Source organism: Cypionkella aquatica, from assembly GCF_030161095.1.
GTDB lineage: Bacteria > Pseudomonadota > Alphaproteobacteria > Rhodobacterales > Rhodobacteraceae > Cypionkella > Cypionkella aquatica.
The window spans coordinates 574466-593459 of the sequence record NZ_BSPP01000007.1 but is presented as its reverse complement, the minus strand read 5'-3'; the positions used below and the strand labels follow the sequence as shown (position 1 = coordinate 593459).

The 18994-nt window shown below is 60.4% G+C and carries 19 protein-coding genes; 1 reads left to right on the top strand and 18 read right to left on the bottom strand.

Annotated elements, in window-relative coordinates; genetic code table 11:
* Positions 1-62 precede the first annotated feature (62 nt).
* Positions 63-1778, top strand: a complete 1716-nt coding sequence (locus QQJ98_RS11465; protein WP_284325463.1) for a DEAD/DEAH box helicase — start codon at positions 63-65, stop codon at positions 1776-1778.
* A 238-nt stretch (positions 1779-2016) separates the two neighbouring features.
* Here the strand turns inward: QQJ98_RS11465 and QQJ98_RS11460 are convergent, their stop codons facing one another.
* The 18 genes from QQJ98_RS11460 to nuoF form a co-directional block, all read right to left on the bottom strand.
* Complete coding sequence (locus QQJ98_RS11460) at positions 2017-3693, bottom strand: ribonuclease J (RefSeq protein ID WP_284325462.1); 1677 nt, start codon at positions 3691-3693, stop codon at positions 2017-2019.
* The gene (locus QQJ98_RS11455) at positions 3690-4463 is read right to left on the bottom strand and encodes a type III pantothenate kinase (protein WP_284325461.1); all 774 of its coding nucleotides are present in this window, start codon (positions 4461-4463) and stop codon (positions 3690-3692) included. The genes QQJ98_RS11460 and QQJ98_RS11455 overlap by 4 nt, the downstream gene beginning before the upstream one ends.
* A 12-nt stretch (positions 4464-4475) precedes the next feature.
* A complete protein-coding gene (locus QQJ98_RS11450; protein ID WP_284325460.1) occupies positions 4476-5231 on the bottom strand; it encodes a biotin--[acetyl-CoA-carboxylase] ligase in 756 nt (251 codons plus the stop codon).
* Positions 5221-6654: an NADH-quinone oxidoreductase subunit NuoN gene (nuoN, locus tag QQJ98_RS11445; RefSeq protein ID WP_284325459.1), complete on the bottom strand. Its 1434-nt coding sequence runs from the start codon at positions 6652-6654 to the stop codon at positions 5221-5223. Before nuoN ends, QQJ98_RS11450 begins: the two co-directional genes overlap by 11 nt.
* A gap of 12 nt (positions 6655-6666) precedes the next feature.
* Positions 6667-8190 (bottom strand): NADH-quinone oxidoreductase subunit M, encoded by a 1524-nt coding sequence (locus QQJ98_RS11440; RefSeq protein WP_284325458.1) that lies wholly within the window; start codon positions 8188-8190, stop codon positions 6667-6669.
* A gap of 4 nt (positions 8191-8194) precedes the next feature.
* Positions 8195-10588, bottom strand: coding sequence for an NADH-quinone oxidoreductase subunit L (nuoL, locus tag QQJ98_RS11435; RefSeq protein WP_284325457.1), 2394 nt, complete (start codon positions 10586-10588; stop codon positions 8195-8197).
* A 4-nt stretch (positions 10589-10592) separates the two neighbouring features.
* Entirely contained in the window at positions 10593-10898 is a 306-nt protein-coding gene (nuoK, locus tag QQJ98_RS11430) for an NADH-quinone oxidoreductase subunit NuoK (protein WP_284325456.1), read from the bottom strand.
* 109 nt (positions 10899-11007) lie between these two features.
* Positions 11008-11622, bottom strand: coding sequence for an NADH-quinone oxidoreductase subunit J (locus tag QQJ98_RS11425; RefSeq protein WP_284325455.1), 615 nt, complete (start codon positions 11620-11622; stop codon positions 11008-11010).
* A complete protein-coding gene (locus tag QQJ98_RS11420) occupies positions 11619-12029 on the bottom strand; it encodes a carboxymuconolactone decarboxylase family protein (protein ID WP_284325454.1) in 411 nt (136 codons plus the stop codon). The genes QQJ98_RS11425 and QQJ98_RS11420 overlap by 4 nt, the downstream gene beginning before the upstream one ends.
* Positions 12030-12033: 4 nt before the next feature.
* Positions 12034-12537 carry an NADH-quinone oxidoreductase subunit NuoI gene (nuoI, locus tag QQJ98_RS11415; protein ID WP_284325453.1) on the bottom strand — a complete coding sequence of 168 codons (504 nt, stop codon included), beginning with the start codon at positions 12535-12537 and terminating at the stop codon, positions 12034-12036.
* A gap of 2 nt (positions 12538-12539) precedes the next feature.
* Entirely contained in the window at positions 12540-13577 is a 1038-nt protein-coding gene (gene nuoH, locus QQJ98_RS11410; RefSeq protein WP_284325452.1) for an NADH-quinone oxidoreductase subunit NuoH, read from the bottom strand.
* Positions 13578-13631: 54 nt separating this feature from the next.
* The gene (locus tag QQJ98_RS11405; protein WP_284325451.1) at positions 13632-14033 is read right to left on the bottom strand and encodes a hypothetical protein; all 402 of its coding nucleotides are present in this window, start codon (positions 14031-14033) and stop codon (positions 13632-13634) included.
* A 3-nt stretch (positions 14034-14036) separates the two neighbouring features.
* Positions 14037-16046 (bottom strand): NADH-quinone oxidoreductase subunit NuoG, encoded by a 2010-nt coding sequence (gene nuoG / locus QQJ98_RS11400; protein WP_284325450.1) that lies wholly within the window; start codon positions 16044-16046, stop codon positions 14037-14039.
* Between the two features lie 4 nt (positions 16047-16050).
* A complete protein-coding gene (locus QQJ98_RS11395; RefSeq protein WP_284325449.1) occupies positions 16051-16554 on the bottom strand; it encodes a DUF3291 domain-containing protein in 504 nt (167 codons plus the stop codon).
* Positions 16551-16958 (bottom strand): DUF5333 domain-containing protein, encoded by a 408-nt coding sequence (locus QQJ98_RS11390; RefSeq protein ID WP_284325448.1) that lies wholly within the window; start codon positions 16956-16958, stop codon positions 16551-16553. Before QQJ98_RS11390 ends, QQJ98_RS11395 begins: the two co-directional genes overlap by 4 nt.
* A 104-nt stretch (positions 16959-17062) precedes the next feature.
* Positions 17063-17380 (bottom strand): hypothetical protein, encoded by a 318-nt coding sequence (locus QQJ98_RS11385; protein WP_284325447.1) that lies wholly within the window; start codon positions 17378-17380, stop codon positions 17063-17065.
* Positions 17377-17688: a hypothetical protein gene (locus QQJ98_RS11380; protein WP_284325446.1), complete on the bottom strand. Its 312-nt coding sequence runs from the start codon at positions 17686-17688 to the stop codon at positions 17377-17379. The genes QQJ98_RS11385 and QQJ98_RS11380 overlap by 4 nt, the downstream gene beginning before the upstream one ends.
* 3 nt (positions 17689-17691) lie before the next feature.
* Positions 17692-18987: an NADH-quinone oxidoreductase subunit NuoF gene (gene nuoF / locus QQJ98_RS11375; RefSeq protein WP_284325445.1), complete on the bottom strand. Its 1296-nt coding sequence runs from the start codon at positions 18985-18987 to the stop codon at positions 17692-17694.
* Positions 18988-18994: the final 7 nt, after the last annotated feature.

Below are 18994 nucleotides of genomic sequence, written 5' to 3'. Positions count from 1 at the left end.
GCGCCCGGAAAGCAGCGTCCCTTCATTTCATGCGGGCCGAACCCGCATCACTCAGGACGCAGATGACCAAATTCTCAGATCTCGCGCTGGATCCCCGCGTGCTCAAGGCCGTGGCAGAAGCCGGCTACGAAACCCCCACCCCGATCCAAGCCCAAGCCATCCCGCACGCGCTGCAAGGCAAAGACGTGTTGGGCATCGCCCAGACCGGCACCGGCAAGACCGCCAGCTTTACGCTGCCGATGATCACTTTGCTGGGCCAAGGCCGGGCGAAAGCGCGGATGCCGCGCAGCCTTGTGCTGGCCCCTACCCGCGAATTGGCGGCTCAGGTGGCGGAAAACTTTGATGTTTATGCCAAATACACCAAACTGACCAAGGCTTTGCTGATCGGCGGCGTGTCGTTTGGCGAGCAAGACAAGCTGATCGACCGTGGCGTCGATGTGCTGATCGCCACCCCCGGCCGCCTGCTGGATCACCACGAGCGCGGCAAGCTGTTGCTGACCGGCGTGCAGATCATGGTGGTGGATGAGGCCGACCGGATGCTGGATATGGGCTTTATCCCCGATATCGAGCGGATTTTCAGCCTGACGCCGTTCACCCGGCAGACCTTCTTCTATTCGGCGACGATGGCGCCGGAAATTGAGCGCATCACCAACACCTTCCTGTCGGGGGCTGTGAAGGTCGAAGTGGCGCGGCAGGCGACGGCATCGCTGACGATCGAGCAAAAGCTGATCCAGTTCACGCCCTCGCGCAAGGATCGTTCTTTTGCCGAAAAGCGCGCGGTTTTGCGGGCGCTGATCCGGGCCGAGGGCGAGTCCTGCACCAACGCCATCATCTTCTGCAATCGCAAGATGGATGTGGATGTGGTGTCAAAATCGCTGAAACAGCACGGCTTCAATGCCTCGCCTATTCACGGTGACCTTGATCAATCGGTGCGCACCAAGACGCTGGACGGGTTCCGCGACGGCTCGGTGCATTTGCTGGTGGCGTCGGATGTGGCGGCACGCGGTCTGGACATCCCGGCGGTCAGCCATGTGTTCAACTTTGACGCGCCAAGCCACCCTGAAGATTACGTCCACCGCATTGGCCGCACCGGTCGTGCCGGGCGTTTGGGCAAAGCCTATACGATCGCGGTGCCGTCGGATGAGAAATACATCAACGCGATTGAAGCGCTGGTGAAACAGCCGATCCCGCGTGGTGAAGTGCCGGAAGGTGCGTTGGAAGGTGCGTCGGATCAACCCGAGCGCGCGCGTGAAGAACGCTCGTCGTCGTCGTCGCGCAGCCGTGGTGGGCGTGGCCCGCGTGAGCGTGGCGCGCGTGAGGACAAACCCGTGGTGGCAGCCGTGGCCGTCGCCGCAGTGGAAACCGCTGTTGAAGCACCTGTCGTCGCTGAAGCCCCAACCCGGCCCGAGCGCGCAGAGCGTCCCCGTCGGGAAGATCGTTCGGATGATCGCCGCGCAGAGGGGCGGTCTTCGGAAGCGCGTTCCACAGAAGGTCGGGGCGAGCATCGCCATGAGCATCGCGCAGAACCCCGGAGTGAGGGTCGTGGCGAAAGCCGGAATGAGCCGCGCAATGACAACCGCCACGAACCGCGTCGGGATGACCGCCGGGGTGAAGGCCGCGGTGATGATCGGCGCGACTATCGCGGCGGACGCGACAATGGCGAGCGGGTGGTTGGCATGGGCGACCATATGCCCGACTTCCTGATGCGCAGCTTTGCCATCACCACCAGCACCGCAGACGAGCCGGAAGATGCGCCCGCCACGGGCACTGAAGGCTGATATTCGGCGCTGATGCAGCCACCAGAATGACAAAAGGCCCTGCGATCTGCGGGGCCTTTTGCATTTCAACGCCGGGCTTTACGCGGTAAAACGTGCCGGGATTCTGTCCCAGCTGGGACAGATTTCTATTAGATGTGGTTTGTGAAAATTGTACCACCAGCTATTGATCAGAGCGGTCAAGCGGGGCGGTGATCTGGCATCTGCGGTCTGGTGTTTGCCAAACCGCTGATGCTTTGGATTATTCGGCAGCCAAGCGGCTGACCACAACGATGACTTCGGGCTTCTTGCCGATCTCTTCCATCGAGACTTGCCGGACGATTTTGCGCAGGGCCTCGTCCATCTTGTCGTCATTCGCCAGAATTTTCCGACCGGCACCGTCGAGGAACTCGGTCAGTTCGGTTTCCAGCGTCTCGGCCAGATTGCGACCGCCTTTGCCGGTTTCGGGCAGGCCCATCAACTCGACCCAAGCCTCGCCAAGCGGGCGGTCCTGCTCGTCCAATATCACCGTGACCATCGCAAGGCCATTCAGCGCCATGCGGATGCGGTTGCGCACCACGCCATCCAGCGCGCCGATCAGCACCGAGCCGTCCAGATAGGTGCGGCCCGCCTCGATATGTTCGGCGACCTTGGGCACGTCGCCGGTGATGTCCATCATCATGCCGTTGGTGACGACCGCCGAGGCGATGCCAGCCTCAAGCCCGATGCGGGCATGTTCGCGCAAGTGGCGGTGTTCGCCATGCATCGGGATCAGCATATCGGGCAGGAACAGGCGATGCACATGCTCCAGATCCGGGCGGTTGGCGTGGCCCGAGACGTGGTAAAGCCCGTTGTTGTCATCAACGATGTTGACGCCCTTTTCGGACAAAGCGTTCACGATGGCATAAACGCCGCGTTCATTGCCGGGGATGATCTTGGACGAGAACAGGAAGGTATCGCCCTCTTTCATCTCGATCCCCAGATATTTGCCACGGCTGAGTTGCGCCGACGCCGCGCGGCGTTCCCCCTGCGAACCCGTCACAATCAGCATCAGGTTCTTGCGCGGCACTTCCAGCGCTTGCTCGGGGGTGATCACCGGCGGGAAGTCTTTCAGCACGCCAGATTCTTCCGCCGCCGACACCATCCGCTTCATGGCGCGACCGAGCAGGCAAACCGAGCGATCCGCCATCCGGCCCGCTTCGGCCAAGGTTTTCAGGCGAGCGACGTTCGAGGCAAAGGTGGTGGCCACGACCATGCCGCCGGAATTCTTGATCAATTCGGCAATCGGGTCTTTCAGCGTGCTTTCCGAGCGGCCTTCATGCAGCGAGAACACGTTGGTGGAATCGCACATCAGCGCCTTGATCGGACGCTCGGCGGCAATCGCCTCCATCACCGCGTCGTCCCAGCCTTCGCCGACGATGGGCGTCGCGTCGCGTTTGAAATCGCCCGAGTGGAAAATACGGCCCGCAGGCGTGTCGATCACCAGGCCACCAGATTCCGGGATCGAATGGGCGACGGGGACGAATTGCACCTTGAAGGGGCCAGCCTCAACCGTGTGGGGGCGCGACTCGACGGTGGTGATCGCGTCTTTCGGCAGGCCGTATTCTTCAAATTTCAACCGGCCAATGGTGGCGGTGAATTTGCGCGCATAAACGGGCTTGCGCAAGGTTGGCCACAGATGCGCCAAAGCGCCGATGTGGTCTTCGTGGGCGTGGGTGATGAAAATGGCCTCAAGCCGGTCCAGCTTGTCAGCCAGCCAAGAGATATCCGGCATGATCAGATCAACGCCGGGGGATGTGTCCATATCCGGGAAAGCCACGCCAAGATCGACGAGGATCAAACGCTCGCGCCCTTTCGGGCCATAGCCGTAGACATAGGCGTTCATGCCGATCTCGCCGGCCCCGCCCAATGGTAGATAAATCAGCCGCTCACCGCTCATGCCGTTTCCTTGTTGTATTGGTTGATGAGGACAAGGCCATGCATGGTCAAATCGTCCTCAACTTTGTGAAATAGTTCCGTTCCTTGGGCGAACAAAGAAGCCAGTCCGCCAGTGGCAATGACATTCATAGGCGTCTCGCGTTCGCGGCGCACGGCGCGCACGATGCCTTCGATCAGCCCGATATAGCCCCAATACACGCCCGATTGCATACAAGCCACCGTATTCGTTCCGATGGCTTTTGCAGGCTTTGCCACGTCGATATGCGGCAGCGCGGCGGCGGCCATGTGCAACGCCTCGAGCGAGAGGTTGACGCCGGGGGCGATGACGCCGCCGACATAAGCGCCGTCATGGTCCACCACGTCAAAGGTGGTGGCGGTGCCGAAATCGACCACGATCAGATTGCCGCCGTGGCGGTCAAACCCGGCCACGGTATTGACCAAGCGGTCGGGGCCAACGGTGGTGCCTTGATCGACGCGGGGGGCCACGGGCAGGTTGCAGCCGGGCTTGCCCACCACCAACGGGCGGCAGTTGAAATAGCGATCACACAGCACACGCAGGTTGAAGACAACGCGCGGCACGGTGCTGCTGATGATCGCCTCGGTGATCTGGGCTTCTGTTTTGGTCAGCATAAGCAGGCTGGAGAGCCAGACTAAATACTCATCTGCCGTACGCTTGTGGTCAGTGGCGATGCGCCAAGTGGCTATGAATTTCGCGCCGTTCCAGATGGAGAACACCGTGTTGGTGTTGCCGCAGTCGATGGCCAGAAGCATGCCGCACCCCACTTAGAAAAACACCTCTGCCGCAGGGATTGCGACAGGGCCAGAGGACATTCGCAGGATCAGATTGCCTGCGGGATCAATGGTTTCGAACACGCCTTCGCGGGTTTGGGTTCCGGTGCGGGCGCGGATGGTATCGCCAAGCCGCGCGGCATGGGCCAGCCATTCTTGCCGCAGGGCGGCGAAGCCTTGGGCGATGAAAAGCGCTTCCCATGCGGCATAGGCGGGGGCGAGCGCGTCGAGGAAAGCCTCGGGTGTCACGCGCAGGCCCGTTTCGGCCAGCAGGCTGACCGGGACTGTGGCGCCCGCCTCCACGGCTGCCGGATCGGGTGCGCCGATCAGGTTGACGCCGATGCCGATGGCCAGATCAAAGCCGGTCTTTGACGCCGTGCTTTCAAGCAAAATCCCCGCCACCTTGCCGCCATTCAGCAGCACATCATTGGGCCATTTCAACGCAAAAGCGCCGGGAAGCCCGGTCAGACTGACGAAGGCATCGCGCAAGGCAAGGCTTGCAGCAAAGCTGCGCAGGGCGATCTGCTCAGGCGGCTCGGTCGGGTGCAGCAGCAAACTGGCGTAGAAATTTCCGCGTGGCGATGCCCAAGGCCGTGCCCGCCTGCCCCGGCCAGCGGTTTGCTCTAGCCCCAGAAACCACGCAGGCCCCGGTGTATCCAGGGCCATGCGCAACGCATATGCATTGGTGCTGTCAACCGTTGGCAGAACGTGACGCCCGTGGCCATCAGGCCATGCGGCTTTAGCCGACAAGAGCTGCAGCCGCCGCCGCAGCAACGCCTTCGATGCCGAACAGGTTGACGACGCCAAGCAGCATCACCGCGGCCACCGCCACCAACATCAGCCATTGCACCGGCGCCATCCGGCTGGACGCGCCTTCGGTATCCCGCCCGAAATACATGAAGAACACGATGCGCAGATAGTAGAACGCACCGATCACCGAGGCCACAGCCCCCGCCAGTGCCAGCCATGTCATGCCCGCATCAACAGCGGCTTTCAGCACGTAGAATTTGCCGAAAAAGCCCAGCATCGGCGGCACACCGGCCAAGCTGAACATCAGGATCAGCACGGCAAGCGCCTTCAAAGGCTCGCGCTTCGAGAACATGTTCAGACTGTCGATATCGCTGATCGGCTTGCCGTCTTTTTCCAGCGACATAATGAAAGCGAAGGTGCCAAGGTTCATGGTGACGTAGATCGCCATATAGATCAGCATCGCCTGCACGCCCTCTGCCGTGCCCGTCGCCAGACCGACCAAGGCGTAGCCCATATGCGCGATTGAGGAATAGGCCATCAGGCGCTTGATGTCGCGTTGGCCGATTGCGGCAGTTGCGCCGAGGAACATCGAGACCACCGCCAAAGCCGCCAGCACCTGCCCCCATTGCGCCGGGATCGCACCGAACGCATCGAACAACACACGCGCAATCATCGCCATCGCCGCAGCCTTGGGCGCGGTCGCGAAGAAAGCGGTCACGGGGGTCGGTGCGCCTTCGTAAACGTCCGGCGTCCACATATGGAACGGTGCCGCCGAGACCTTGAACGCCATGCCCGCGATCAGGAACACAAGGCCAATCACCAGCCCCAGATGCGCTGCATCCAAGGTGGTCAGGATGCCCGAGAACAAAGTGGTGCCCGCATAGCCATAGACCAAAGACGCGCCATAAAGCAGCAAGCCCGAGGACAGCGAGCCCAGCACGAAATATTTCAGACCGGCCTCGGTCGATTTCACGGAATCGCGCCGCATCGCGGCCACAACGTAAAGCGCCAAGGATTGCAGCTCTAGCCCGAGATACATCAGCATCAGATCGCCAGCCGACACCATGAACATCATGCCAACGACCGCAAGCGCGATCAGAATGGGGTATTCAAACCGCCCCATATCGTTGCGCGCCATGTAATCCTGCGCCATCACCAGCACCCCGGCGGACGACAGCAGGATCACCACTTTGGCAAAACGCGAGAAGGCGTCGTCGATGAACATGCCGCCGAAGGCCAGATTGGCACCTTCGCCCGCGAAACCGATATAGGCGGCAAGTGCCACGAACACCCCCGCCGTCGCCCAAGTCACAACACCCGTCAGCGCATCTTTGCCCGCATAAACGCAGGCAAGCAGGGCCGCCATCGCATAAAGCGCCAGCAAAACCTCGGGCAGAACTGTATGAAAGTCAGTCGCAGTCATCTGGTCTGTTCCTTAGTTCGCAGCAAAGGCCGTCACGGCCACTTGGTAGTTGTCAACAAGCGCCTTCACCGATGGCCCGATGATATCCAGCACCAAGGCCGGATAGACGCCAAGCAGCAGGGTCATCACGATCAGCGGCGCGAAGATGGCACGCTCGCGCCGGCTCATGTCCTGAATGGTTGCCAAGGCTTCCTTCACCAATGCGCCGAAGGCGACGCGGCGGTAAAGGTAAAGCCCGTAGGCCGCCGAGAAAATCACGCCCGATGTGGCGACGGCCGCGACCCAGGTGTTGACCTGGAAGATCCCGGCCAGCACGAGGAATTCACCGACAAAGCCGCTGGTCCCCGGCAGGCCGACATTGGCCATGGTGAAGAACATGAACACCAAGGCGTAGGCGGGCATCCGGTTCACAAGGCCACCGTAGGCGTCAATCTCGCGTGTGTGCATGCGGTCGTAAATCACGCCCACACACAGGAACATCGCGCCCGAGATAAAGCCGTGGCTGATCATCTGGAAAATCGCACCGTCCACGCCTTGTTGGTTGGCGGCAAAAATCCCCAAGGTGACGTAACCCATATGGGCAACGGACGAATAGGCGATCAGCTTTTTCATATCCGACTGCGCCAGCGCCACCAGCGAGGTGTAGACGATGGCAATTGCCGACATCCAGAACACAAGGTTTGAAAGCACCTCTGCCCCAACCGGGAACATCGGCAGGCTAAAGCGCAAAAAGCCATAGCCGCCCATTTTCAGCAAGATCGCCGCCAGCACCACAGAGCCCGCCGTCGGGGCCTGAACGTGCGCATCGGGCAGCCAGGTATGCACCGGCCACATCGGCATTTTCACCGCGAAAGACGCGAAGAACGCCAAGAACAGCAGCGTCTGCAAGCCACCGGTGATGGTCATGCCCAGCACCACCATCGGGGCGCTGTCAAACTGGAACGCCATCAGCGTGGGAATATCGGTGGTGCCCGCCGCCATATACATCGCGATCATCGCCACCAGCATCAGCACCGAGCCGAGGAAGGTATAGAGGAAGAACTTGAACGCCGCATAAATCCGGTTCTGCCCGCCCCAGATGCCGATGATCAGGAACATCGGGATCAGACCTGCCTCGAAGAACAGATAGAACAGCACCAGATCAAGCGCGAGGAACACGCCAAGCATCAGCGTTTCCAGCAGCAGGAAGGCGATCATGTATTCCTTGACGCGGTCGCTGACACCCCAGCACGACAGGATGGTGATCGGCATCAGGAACGTGGTCAGCATCACGAACAGGATCGAGATACCATCGACGCCCAGCTTGTATTTCAGCCCGACGATCCAATTGGCCTCTTCGACAAACTGAAAGCCGGTGTTGGTCGCATCAAAGCCCTTCAGCACGAACAGCGAGACGAGAAACGTCGCCGTGGTGGCGATCAGTGCCAGCCATTTGGCGTTGGTGGCGGTGGCCTCTCCTGATCCGCGCAGGAACAGCGCCATGATGGCGGCTGCGACTGCGGGCAGGAAGATGATGATGGAAAGAAGGTAATTCATGGTCTTAGTGCCCCACCGTAAGCGTCATCCAGGTCAGCAGGGCAGCAATCCCCAGCACCATCGCGAAGGCATATGTAAAGACGTAGCCCGATTGCCAGCGCCCTGCGAGCTTGGTGAAGAACGGGATAATCCCCATCGCGACACCGTTCAGCGCGCCGTCAATCACCGCACCATCGCCCTTTTTCCACAGGAAATTGCCAAGCCACAGCGCAGGTTTGACGAAGATCACGTTGTAAAGCTCGTCGAAATACCACTTGTTCAGCAGGAACAGATACAGCGGACGTTGCTGTGCGGCCAGTTTGGCGGGCAGTTCCGGGCTGCGGATGTAGAATTTCCACGCCAAGAGGAAGCCAAGAACCATCGCGATGAAGGGCGAGACTTTGACCCATTTAGGCGCCTCATGCGCTGCATGAAGCACATGATTGTCAGCGCCCAGATAGATAGCGCCACTCGGGGCGACGCCCGGTGCCGCATGTGCAGCCTCAGCCGTCGCCGCACCTGCGGTTTCCGCAGCAGGCGCGGTTTCTGTCGCCGCGACAGGAGCGGCGTCAGTTGCAGGTGCAACTTCAGCGGTGGCTGCCGGAGCGGCGTCGGTGGCAGGTGCAACCTCGGCAGTTGCTGCCGGAGCGGCGTCGGTCGCAGGTGCAACCTCGGCTGTTGCTGCCGGAGCGGCGTCGGTGGCAGGGGCAACTTCGGCAGTGGCTGCCGGAGCGGCGTCGGTCGCAGGGGCAACCTCGGCTGTTGCGGCCGGAGCCGTTTCTGTCATCGCGGTCTCGGCTGCCGGAGCAGCTTCCACAGCGGGTGCAGTCTCGGCCACGGCTTCGGTCGCGTGACCTTCCTCGGCAGTCTGTTCATGCGCGGGTTCCATGTTGAACCATGCGCGCATCTTGGCCTCATCGCCGAAGAAGCTGTTGTACCAGATCATCCCCGAAAACATCGCGCCCAATGCCAGCACGCCCAAAGGCACCAACATCACGGTGGGGCTTTCATGCGCATGATCATAGGCATGGGTGTCGCCGCGCGGCTTGCCGTAGAAGGTCATGAACATCAGGCGCCATGAATAGAACGAGGTCATGAACGCCGCGATCACCAGCAGGGTGAAGGCATAGTTCGACCCGACCCAAGCGCTTTCGATCACCGCATCTTTCGACAGATAGCCCGCGAAGCCGTAATGCGTCAGCGGGATGCCCACGCCGGTGATCGCCAAAGTGCCGATCATCATGGCCCAGAAGGTCAGCGGGATTTTCTTCCGCAAGCCGCCGTAATTCCGCATGTCTTGCTCGTGGTGCATCGCATGGATCACCGAGCCTGCGCCAAGGAACAGCATCGCTTTGAAGAACGCATGCGTGAACAGGTGGAACATCGCCACCGGATACATGCCAACCCCTGCCGCAACGAACATATAGCCCAGCTGCGAACAGGTCGAATAAGCGATCACGCGTTTGATGTCGTTTTGCACAAGGCCCACGGTCGCGGCAAAGAACGCGGTCGTCGCCCCCAGCACCACGATCATCTGCTTGGCATCGGGCGCATATTCATACAGCGGCGACATCCGGCAGACCAGGAACACACCCGCCGTCACCATGGTTGCTGCGTGGATCAAGGCCGAAACCGGGGTCGGGCCTTCCATCGCGTCGGGCAACCAAGTGTGCAGGAACAACTGCGCCGATTTGCCCATAGCGCCGATGAACAGCAACACGCCGATCAGATTGGCGGCGTTCCACTCGGCCCAGAGGAAACGCAGATTGGTCTCCGCCAGTTTCGGGGCCGCCGCAAACACCTCGTCAAACTTGATGCTGTCGGTCAGGTAATACAGCGCGAAAATCCCCAGCGCGAAGCCGAAGTCACCGACCCGGTTGACCACAAACGCCTTCATCGCCGCCGCATTGGCCGACGGCTTGCGATAGTAGAAACCGATCAGCAGGTATGAGGCAACGCCCACACCTTCCCAGCCAAAGAACATCTGTACAAGATTGTCAGAGGTGATCAGCGCCAGCATCGCAAAGGTGAAGAACGACAGATACGCAAAGAAGCGCGGACGGTAGCTTTCGCCATGCGCCCAGTTTTCATCATGCGCCATATAGCCTTGGCTGTAGAGGTGGACCAAAGCCGAAACCGAGTTCACCACCACCAGCATGATCGCCGACATCCGGTCGAGGCGGATACCCCATTCGGTGCTCAGCGTGCCGGATTCGATGAACCGCAGCACGGTGATGTGCTGAGTATCGCCTTGAAAGGTCAGGAAGATATACCATGACAGGATGGCGGCTGCGAACAGCACAAGCGTCGCCAACCACGTCGCCGCCTTTTCGCCAATCAACCGCCAGCCGAAGCCGCAGAGGATCGAGCCCACCAGCGGGGCGAACAGGATGATCTTGGCGCTGAGTTGCATATCCATGATCTCAGCCCTTCATCACGTTAACATCTTCGACATCAATGGTGCCGCGGTTGCGGAAGAACACCACCAAGATCGCCAGACCAATCGCCGCCTCTGCCGCCGCCACCGTCAGGATGAATATGCTGAACAGCTGCCCCACCAGATCACCGTGATACGACGAGAAGGCGATGAATTGTATATTGACCGCCAGCAGCATCAACTCGATCGACATCAGGATGACGATGATATTCTTCCGGTTCAGGAAGATGCCAAAGATCCCGATGACGAACAAAGCCGCCGCCACCACAAGGTAATGTTCCAGTCCTACCATTTTCGTCCCTCCGGGTCGTTGCCCGATTGTCATTTCTGGTCCGCAGCGGTGCGTGCAAGCACGCACCATACGGGTTATTCGGTAGGGTGCGTGCTTGCACGCACCATAATCACAGCCCCTGCCCCGGTTTCACGTCCATCAGCTCCATCGCCTTCGCCGGGTCGCGCCACATCTGGTGCAGCACGTTCTGGCGTTTGATGTCCTTGCGGTGGCGCAGGGTCAGCAGGATCGCGCCGATCATCGCGACCAGCAGCACAAGCGCCGACAGCTGGAACAGCAACAGGTATTTGTCATAGATCAGCAGGCCCAAGGCGCGGGTGTTTTCCACTTGCGCCATATCGGGGGCCACCGCCGCGCGCAGGCCCATCGCGCCATCGGCTTGCACCCAAGCGCCGACGCCCAGCACCAGTTGCATGATGATGATCACGCCGACCAGCAGGCCCAAGGGCATGTAGCGCGACATCTCGCCCTTCAATTCCTCAAAATCCACGTCCAGCATCATCACCACGAACAGGAACAGCACCGCGACCGCGCCGACATAGACGATGATCAGCAGCATCGCGACGAATTCTGCGCCCAAGAGCACGAACAGCCCGGCCGAGGACAGAAACGCCAGAATAAGCCACAGCACCGAATGGACCGGGTTGCGGGACAAGGTCACCAGCAGCCCCGCCGCGATGGTGACGGTGGAAAACGCGTAAAAGGCCAGATCTGCAACGCTCATGGCGCTTTCTCCTCGGTTTCTGCGAATACCGCCTGCGCGGTCTCCAAAGCTTTCTGCATGGCGGGCACACCGCCGAACATCGACATCTGCCAGATCACTTCGGCGATCTCGCGTTTGGTGGCCCCGGCGGCCAGAGCGTTCTTCACCGTCGCCCGGATTTGCGGCTCGCCCAGCGGGCCCTGCACCGTCAGCGCCGCGATGGTGACGAGAAAGCGGGTGCGGGCATCCAGACCCTCGGGGTTGAAGGTCTTGCCAAAGAACGCCTCAAGCATTTCCTTTGGCATCGCCGGAAACATCTTTTCAAACGCCTTCACATCGACGCCTTCCAATGCAGGCGCGAACGCCTTGGCCATTTGCTGGCCCTGCTCCATCATCTGCTTGAAGATCTGGTTGAAGGTGTCGTTCATCATGTCACCGATACGGCGCGTCAAGTTCAAGGTTACGGGCAATCTCGGCTTCCCAACGCGCACCGTTCGCCAGAAGCTTGTCCTTGTTGTAGAACAATTCCTCGCGGGTTTCGGTCGAGAATTCAAAATTCGGGCCCTCGACAATCGCATCGACCGGGCAGGCTTCCTGACAGAAACCGCAATAGATGCATTTGGTCATGTCGATGTCATAGCGGGTGGTGCGGCGCGAGCCATCTTCGCGCGGCTCGGCGTCAATGGTGATCGCCTGCGCCGGGCAAATTGCTTCGCACAGCTTGCAAGCAATGCAGCGTTCCTCGCCATTGGCGTAGCGGCGCAACGCATGCTCGCCACGGAAACGCGGCGACAAAGGCCCCTTTTCATGCGGGTAGTTCAGCGTGTCTTTCGGCGCGAAGAAATATTTGAAGCCAAGGCCAAAGCCCTTGATGAAATCCATCAGCAGGAAATATTTCGCCGCGCGGCGGTAATCGGTTGTGCGTGCCGGACCCATGATCAGCCTCCCATCGTCCAGCGTGCCCAAAAGCCGCCGAACACTTCATATTTTGCCAAGAACGACACCACAACCACCCAGCCAAGCGACAAGGGCAAGAAGACTTTCCAGCCAATCCGCATCAGTTGGTCATAGCGGTAACGCGGCACGATGGCCTTCACCATGGCGAACATGAAGAAGAACACCCACATCTTGGCGACCATCCACCACCAGCCATCGGCGAGGCCCGGAATCGGCGACAGCCAGCCGCCGAAGAACAACAGCGAAATCAGCGCGCACATCAGGAAGATCGCGATGTATTCGCCGGCCATGAACAGCAGATACGGCGTCGAGGAATATTCCACCATGAAGCCCGCAACCAGTTCCGATTCAGCCTCGGGCAGATCGAAGGGTGGACGGTTGGTTTCGGCCAAGGCACTGATAAAGAACAGGAACACCATCGGGAAATGCGGCAGCCAATACCAGTTCAGCAAGCCATAGCTGCCCGATTGCGCCTGCACGATCGAGCTGAAGCTCATCGAGCCGGTCGAGATGATGATCCCAATGATGATCAGGCCCAGCGAGACTTCGTAAGAAATCATCTGCGCGGCAGAGCGGAGCGAGCCCAGGAACGGGTATTTCGAGTTCGAGGCCCAGCCGCCCATGATCACGCCGTAGACCTCAAGGCTAGAGGCCGCGAACACGAACAGGATGGCGACGTTGATATCGGCCAGCACCCAACCGCTGTCAAACGGGATCACCGCCCAGGCCAGGATCGCAAGGATGAACGACAGCATCGGCGCCAGAAAGAACACCGCGCGGTCAGCGCCCGCAGGCACCACGATTTCCTTGACGACATATTTCAGCGCATCGGCCACCGATTGCAAAAGGCCAAATGGCCCCACCACGTTCGGGCCGCGCCGCAGCTGCACCGCCGCCCAGATCTTGCGGTCGCCGTAGACCAGGAACAGCAAGCTGATCATCACAAAGGCAATGATCGCAAGGCTTTGCAGCGCCACAAGTAACGCTATGCCCAGCCCGGTTTGCAAAAAGTCAGCCATGATCCCTCACGTTCCCTCAGTCGTTTGGCCGTTGTCCGGCCTTTGTCGTCCGTCTTAAACCGTCGGTATGCCCTGCGCACCACAATCGCGCACGGTCACTTCAGCATCTATCGTCTTCACGCCGCGGGGCAGCGACGCCGAGATGGTGTAAACTGCATCCCCCCGCCAAACGCCACCCTTTAACGCCACATTCGTGCGCACATGACGCGCAAATCCAAAGCCCCGGATCAGCGCATATTGCGCCGCCGCACAAGCCGCATAGGCCGCCACATCGCTGTCGTCCCGCGCGCCGGTCATCGCCACGCGAAAATTGACCAGATCGCCGTCCAAAAGGATCGTCTCGATCCCCTTATAGCCCGGCTTGAAGCCCGCATCTGGCTTTGGCGCCTCGCCCGCGCAAGCGAACAGGCCGCCAAAGGCAGCCAATCCGATCACAAAGGGCGCGACGAGACGCATGGTTTACTCCGCCGCCATCGGGGTGTTTGCCCGCTCAGCTTCCATCGCCGCCAATTCGCCCATCACTTTGCTGGCGCGTGCAATCGGGTTGGTCAGATAGAACCCCTTGAACGCATTGCGGAAAGTGGCGCGGCCCATATCGCGCAGGGCCAGCGGCTGCCAATCATTGGCAGGCACATGATCCAGCATGCCCAGATGCGGATGCGCGGCCACGATCACCTTGCGCAAAGCTGCCAAGCTGTCCCAAGGCAGGGTCTTGCCGACCTCTGCCGAGAACGCCCGCAAGATCGCCCAGCCCTCTTTCGCCTCACCCGGTGCAAAGCCTGCGCGCTGCGCCAGTTGCGGGCGGCCTTCGGTGTTGACGAACAAGCCACTTTCTTCGGTATAAGCCGCCGCCGGGAAGATGATGTCGGCGCGGTTCGCACCCCGATCCCCATGGCTGCCCTGATAGATCACAAACGGACCCGCTGCGATCTCGACCTCATCCGCGCCAAGGTTGTAGATCACCTCTGCCCCATCGACGGCCGCAGTCAGCCCGCCCTCGGTCACAGCGCCCACGTCCATAGCACCAACGCGGCTTGCAGCGGTGTGCAGCACCAACAATTTGCCGCCCGCGCCCTGCGCATAGGCCATCGCATGCGCCAGAACCGCCTCACCATCGGCCTCGTTCAAGGCACCTTGGCCGACGATCACAATGGTATTCGGCTTCTCGGTGACCTTGCCGACCAGATCGGCCAAAGCGGCGCGGTCATTGCCCATATGCTTGTAATCATAAGTCAAATCGACCGCTTCACCGATCAGCCCGACATTCGCGCCCGCCGACCATGCCTTGCGGATGCGCGCGTTCAAAACCGGGCTTTCAACCCGAGGATTGGTGCCGATCAACAGGATGGTCTTGGCGCTATCAATATCTTCAATCGTCGCATTGCCGATATAGCCAGAGCGGTTGCCCATCGGCAAACGCGCGCCATCGGTGCGGGATTCGACGCGGCCACCAAGACTTTCGATCAGCGCTTTCAGAGAATACGCCGCCTCGACCGGGGCCAGATCGCCGACCAGACCGGCTACCTTTTTGCCCTTGATCGCCGCTGCGGCCAAAGTCAGCGCCTCACCCCAGTTCGATTTGCGCAGACGGCCGTTCTCACGCACATAAGGCACGTCGAGGCGCTGACGGCGCAGGCCATCCCAGACGAAACGGGTTTTGTCGGAAATCCACTCTTCGTTCACGCCATCATGGTTGCGCGGCAAAATCCGCATCACTTCGCGGCCCTTGGTGTCGATACGGATGTTGCTGCCCAACGCATCCATCACGTCGATGCTTTCGGTCTTGGTCAACTCCCAAGGCCGCGCGGTGAAGGCATAGGGTTTAGATGTCAGCGCGCCAACCGGGCACAGGTCGATGATATTGCCCTGCAGGTTGCTGTCCAACGTCGCGTTCAGATAGCTGGTGATCTCGGCATCTTCGCCGCGCCCGGTCTGGCCCATTTGCAAGATGCCCGCCACTTCTGAAGTGAAGCGCACGCAACGGGTGCAGGAAATGCACCGCGTCATCTTGGTTTCCACCAATGGCCCAAGGTTCAGATCCTCGGACGCGCGTTTGGGTTCGCGGTAGCGGCTGAAATCGACGCCGAACGCCATCGCCTGATCTTGCAGATCGCACTCGCCCCCCTGATCGCAAATCGGGCAATCGAGCGGGTGGTTGATCAGCAGAAATTCCATCACGCCCTCGCGGGCTTTCTTCACCATCGGCGAGGTGGTTTTCACCACAGGCGCCTCGCCATTCGGGCCGGGCCGCAGATCGCGGACCTGCATCGCGCAAGACGCCGCAGGTTTCGGCGGGCCACCGACAACTTCCACCAGACACATCCGGCAGTTGCCTGCAATCGTCAGACGCTCGTGATAGCAGAACCGCGGAATGGCGACCCCTGCGACTTCCGCCGCCTGAATGATCGTCATCGCGCCATCGACTTCAACTTCGATCCCGTCGATGCTGATTTTCTTGAGGTTCGACATCCGCTTACTCCGCCGCCATTGGGGCGCAGGACCGGATTTTCATCCCCTGCGCTTCTTTCAAATAAGACCAGCCAAACGCCCGGTCCGTATCGCCGTTTGCCTGCACATCTGCAAGCCGAGCCAGTGCTTCGTCCAGTGACGGCTGATGCCCAATCGGCACCCACCACATCACGAAATGCATCTTGCCCAAAACTTCAAACCATTCGGCGCGGCGCTCGTAGAACAGGCGATGCACGGTGCCGAACACGAAATTCTCCAGCGACGCCGCATCCTGCCAAACCGTCAGGTTCGAGACGAACTGCGCGTCGCCTTCGATCTTGGCTTCGGTGTTGCCAGTGCCCGGCTCGCCCGAACCTTCCATCATCCAGACAAACCCCGGCATGCGTTTGCCAAGGCCATTCACCCGGTCCAACGCGCCCATGAATTCAGCCACGCGCGGATCGTCCGTGGGGGCCAACAGGCGCCCCACGTTCAACTCGGCCAGATGATATCCGGGCTTGTTGGTCATTTGTACGACCTTAGCAAAGATCCCGCCAAAGTGCCCTTGGCGATCTCGTCACGGCCAACTTTGCAATAGCTTTCGACATCGCCTTCAACGGCACCCGCCTTGGCCAGATACTCCGCCGCCAAACCCTTGATCCGGGCCTTTTCGACTTTGTTCTTGCGGAAGGCTTCCACCTCGTCCTCGGTATAGCCTTTGTCGCGCAGATAGGATTTCAGATCGTTCCACTTCGCCAGCACGGTGAACATCTTGGCGCTGATCGACGGGCAGGTGTTGCGGATGGTGTCACCAACCCGCACCGCCACCAACGACTCCGTCACGCGGGCGTCTTTGTTCAGCGGCTCCAGCGCCAGCGCGGGGCTTGCAGTCAGTGCAGCCATCAGCGCGATAGCAGAGATAAATTTGGTCATTTTGGCCTCCTTGGCATCAACAGCCCAGAGTCTATGGCCGCAAGTGCCTGATATGCCATGACACGAGGCCGTGTTGTGCAAGTTATCGCCCATCAAAGCCCGGGTCATGCGCAACCCCGTTTGAACTGCCAACCGCCGCCAACATAATGGCCATAAGCCGCACGGTTCACCGACATGCCGCGCGAGGCGCAAAACGCCTCGGCTGCGCGTTTGGCTTCAAGCCCTTCGGCATTGCCAAAGGACGCACCATCGCGCGTCATCACCAGCACTGGGCCAGCTTCGGTGGGTTGCAGATCGGCGATGTAGGAGGCTCCGGCCAGTTCGACCGCCACCGGACCGCTTTCGGCCAATGGCATCGGGCGCGTACCCTGCACACAAGCACTGAGACCCGCCACGCTGATCATCGCAAAGGCCCGCATCATTTGCAGCCCCCTTTGAAAACCAACTGGCCCTTGTCAAGCTTGGAGCGGGTGTTGGCGACCGCATAATCCTCGGCCGCACAAGCGACTTTCAGCAGTTGCACGCCAACCTTGCGCTCGTATGACATCGAGCCGCCATCAATCCGCCAGACCCGCACATCATAGGGGCCGGCCTTGTCGTCGGCGGTCAGTTCGACCTTGTATTTGATGCCCTTGTGTTCAGCCGGAATGATCAGGCCTGCATAGCCTTCGGCCGCCGCAAGCTGCGGGGTCAAAGCCAGACCGATCATTGCTGCCAGAACCAAACGCATCGCTTACTCCGCCGCCATCGCGCCCATGCGCCCGGTTTTCTTCGCCTTGATGCGGTCCTCGATTTCCTCGCGGAAATGCCGCACCAGACCTTGGATCGGCCAAGCCGCCGCGTCGCCCAAAGCGCAGATGGTGTGGCCTTCGACTTGCTTGGTCACCGACAACAGCATGTCGATTTCCTCAACCTCGGCCTCACCGCGCACCAGACGGTCCATCACCCGCATCATCCAGCCAGTGCCTTCGCGGCAGGGCGTGCATTGGCCACAGCTCTCGTGTTTGTAGAATTTCGAAAGACGCCAGATCGCCTTGATCACATCGGTCGATTGATCCATCACGATCACCGCCGCTGTCCCGAGGCCTGAGCGTTGCTCGCGCAGCCAGTCGAAATCCATGATCGCATCTTCGCATTGCGCCGCATTCAGCATTGGCACCGAGGACCCGCCGGGGATCACGGCTTTGATATTCTTCCAGCCGCCACGCACGCCACCGCAATGCACATCCAGCAACTCGCGCAGGGTGATCGACATGGCTTCTTCAACCACGCAAGGGTTGTTGACATGGCCCGAGATGCCAAACAGCTTGGTGCCCGCATTGTTCGGGCGACCGAAACCAGCAAACCACTCTGGCCCGCGCCGCAGGATGGTCGGCACCACAGCGATGGATTCGACGTTGTTCACAGTGGTCGGGCAGCCATAAAGCCCAGCACCTGCCGGGAACGGCGGCTTCATCCGCGGCATGCCCTTTTTGCCCTCAAGGCTTTCGAGCAGCGCAGTTTCTTCGCCGCAGATATAGGCCCCCGCACCATGGTGCAGATAGCAGTCAAAATCCCAACCGGATTTCGCGGCGTTCTTGCCCAACAGGCCCGCCGCGTAACATTCGTCCAAAGCGGTCTGCAACGCCTCACGCTCGCGGATATATTCGCCGCGAATGTAGATGTAGCACGCGTTTGCCCCCATCGCGAAAGACGCAATCAACGCGCCTTCGATCAGGGTGTGCGGATCGTGCCGCATGATCTCGCGGTCTTTGCAGGTGCCGGGTTCGGATTCGTCGGCATTGATCACCAGATAAGACGGGCGGCCATCCGATTGCTTTGGCATGAACGACCATTTCAACCCGGTGGGAAACCCTGCCCCGCCGCGCCCGCGCAGGCCCGAAGCCTTCATCTTGTCGACAATGCCATCCCGCCCCAAGGCGATGATCGCGGCAGTGCCGTCCCAGTGGCCACGCTTTTTCGCGCCCGCAAGCGAGCGGTCGTGCATCCCGTAAAGGTTGGTAAAGATCCGGTCTTTATCGTCGAGCATGATTGCC

Excerpts from the sequence above, each read along its gene's own strand:
- QQJ98_RS11465 (WP_284325463.1), top strand. The coding sequence starts at position 63 with ATGACCAAATTCTCAGATCTCGCGCTGGATCCCCGCGTGCTCAAGGCC.
- QQJ98_RS11460 (WP_284325462.1), bottom strand. The coding sequence starts at position 3,693 with ATGAGCGGTGAGCGGCTGATTTATCTACCATTGGGCGGGGCCGGCGAG.
- QQJ98_RS11455 (WP_284325461.1), bottom strand. The coding sequence starts at position 4,463 with ATGCTTCTGGCCATCGACTGCGGCAACACCAACACGGTGTTCTCCATC.
- nuoN (WP_284325459.1), bottom strand. The coding sequence starts at position 6,654 with ATGACTGCGACTGACTTTCATACAGTTCTGCCCGAGGTTTTGCTGGCG.
- QQJ98_RS11440 (WP_284325458.1), bottom strand. The coding sequence starts at position 8,190 with ATGAATTACCTTCTTTCCATCATCATCTTCCTGCCCGCAGTCGCAGCC.
- nuoL (WP_284325457.1), bottom strand. The coding sequence starts at position 10,588 with ATGGATATGCAACTCAGCGCCAAGATCATCCTGTTCGCCCCGCTGGTG.
- nuoK (WP_284325456.1), bottom strand. The coding sequence starts at position 10,898 with ATGGTAGGACTGGAACATTACCTTGTGGTGGCGGCGGCTTTGTTCGTC.
- QQJ98_RS11425 (WP_284325455.1), bottom strand. The coding sequence starts at position 11,622 with ATGAGCGTTGCAGATCTGGCCTTTTACGCGTTTTCCACCGTCACCATC.
- QQJ98_RS11420 (WP_284325454.1), bottom strand. The coding sequence starts at position 12,029 with ATGAACGACACCTTCAACCAGATCTTCAAGCAGATGATGGAGCAGGGC.
- nuoI (WP_284325453.1), bottom strand. The coding sequence starts at position 12,537 with ATGGGTCCGGCACGCACAACCGATTACCGCCGCGCGGCGAAATATTTC.
- nuoH (WP_284325452.1), bottom strand. The coding sequence starts at position 13,577 with ATGGCTGACTTTTTGCAAACCGGGCTGGGCATAGCGTTACTTGTGGCG.
- QQJ98_RS11405 (WP_284325451.1), bottom strand. The coding sequence starts at position 14,033 with ATGCGTCTCGTCGCGCCCTTTGTGATCGGATTGGCTGCCTTTGGCGGC.
- nuoG (WP_284325450.1), bottom strand. The coding sequence starts at position 16,046 with ATGTCGAACCTCAAGAAAATCAGCATCGACGGGATCGAAGTTGAAGTC.
- QQJ98_RS11395 (WP_284325449.1), bottom strand. The coding sequence starts at position 16,554 with ATGACCAACAAGCCCGGATATCATCTGGCCGAGTTGAACGTGGGGCGC.
- QQJ98_RS11390 (WP_284325448.1), bottom strand. The coding sequence starts at position 16,958 with ATGACCAAATTTATCTCTGCTATCGCGCTGATGGCTGCACTGACTGCA.
- QQJ98_RS11385 (WP_284325447.1), bottom strand. The coding sequence starts at position 17,380 with ATGATGCGGGCCTTTGCGATGATCAGCGTGGCGGGTCTCAGTGCTTGT.
- QQJ98_RS11380 (WP_284325446.1), bottom strand. The coding sequence starts at position 17,688 with ATGCGTTTGGTTCTGGCAGCAATGATCGGTCTGGCTTTGACCCCGCAG.
- nuoF (WP_284325445.1), bottom strand. The coding sequence starts at position 18,987 with ATGCTCGACGATAAAGACCGGATCTTTACCAACCTTTACGGGATGCAC.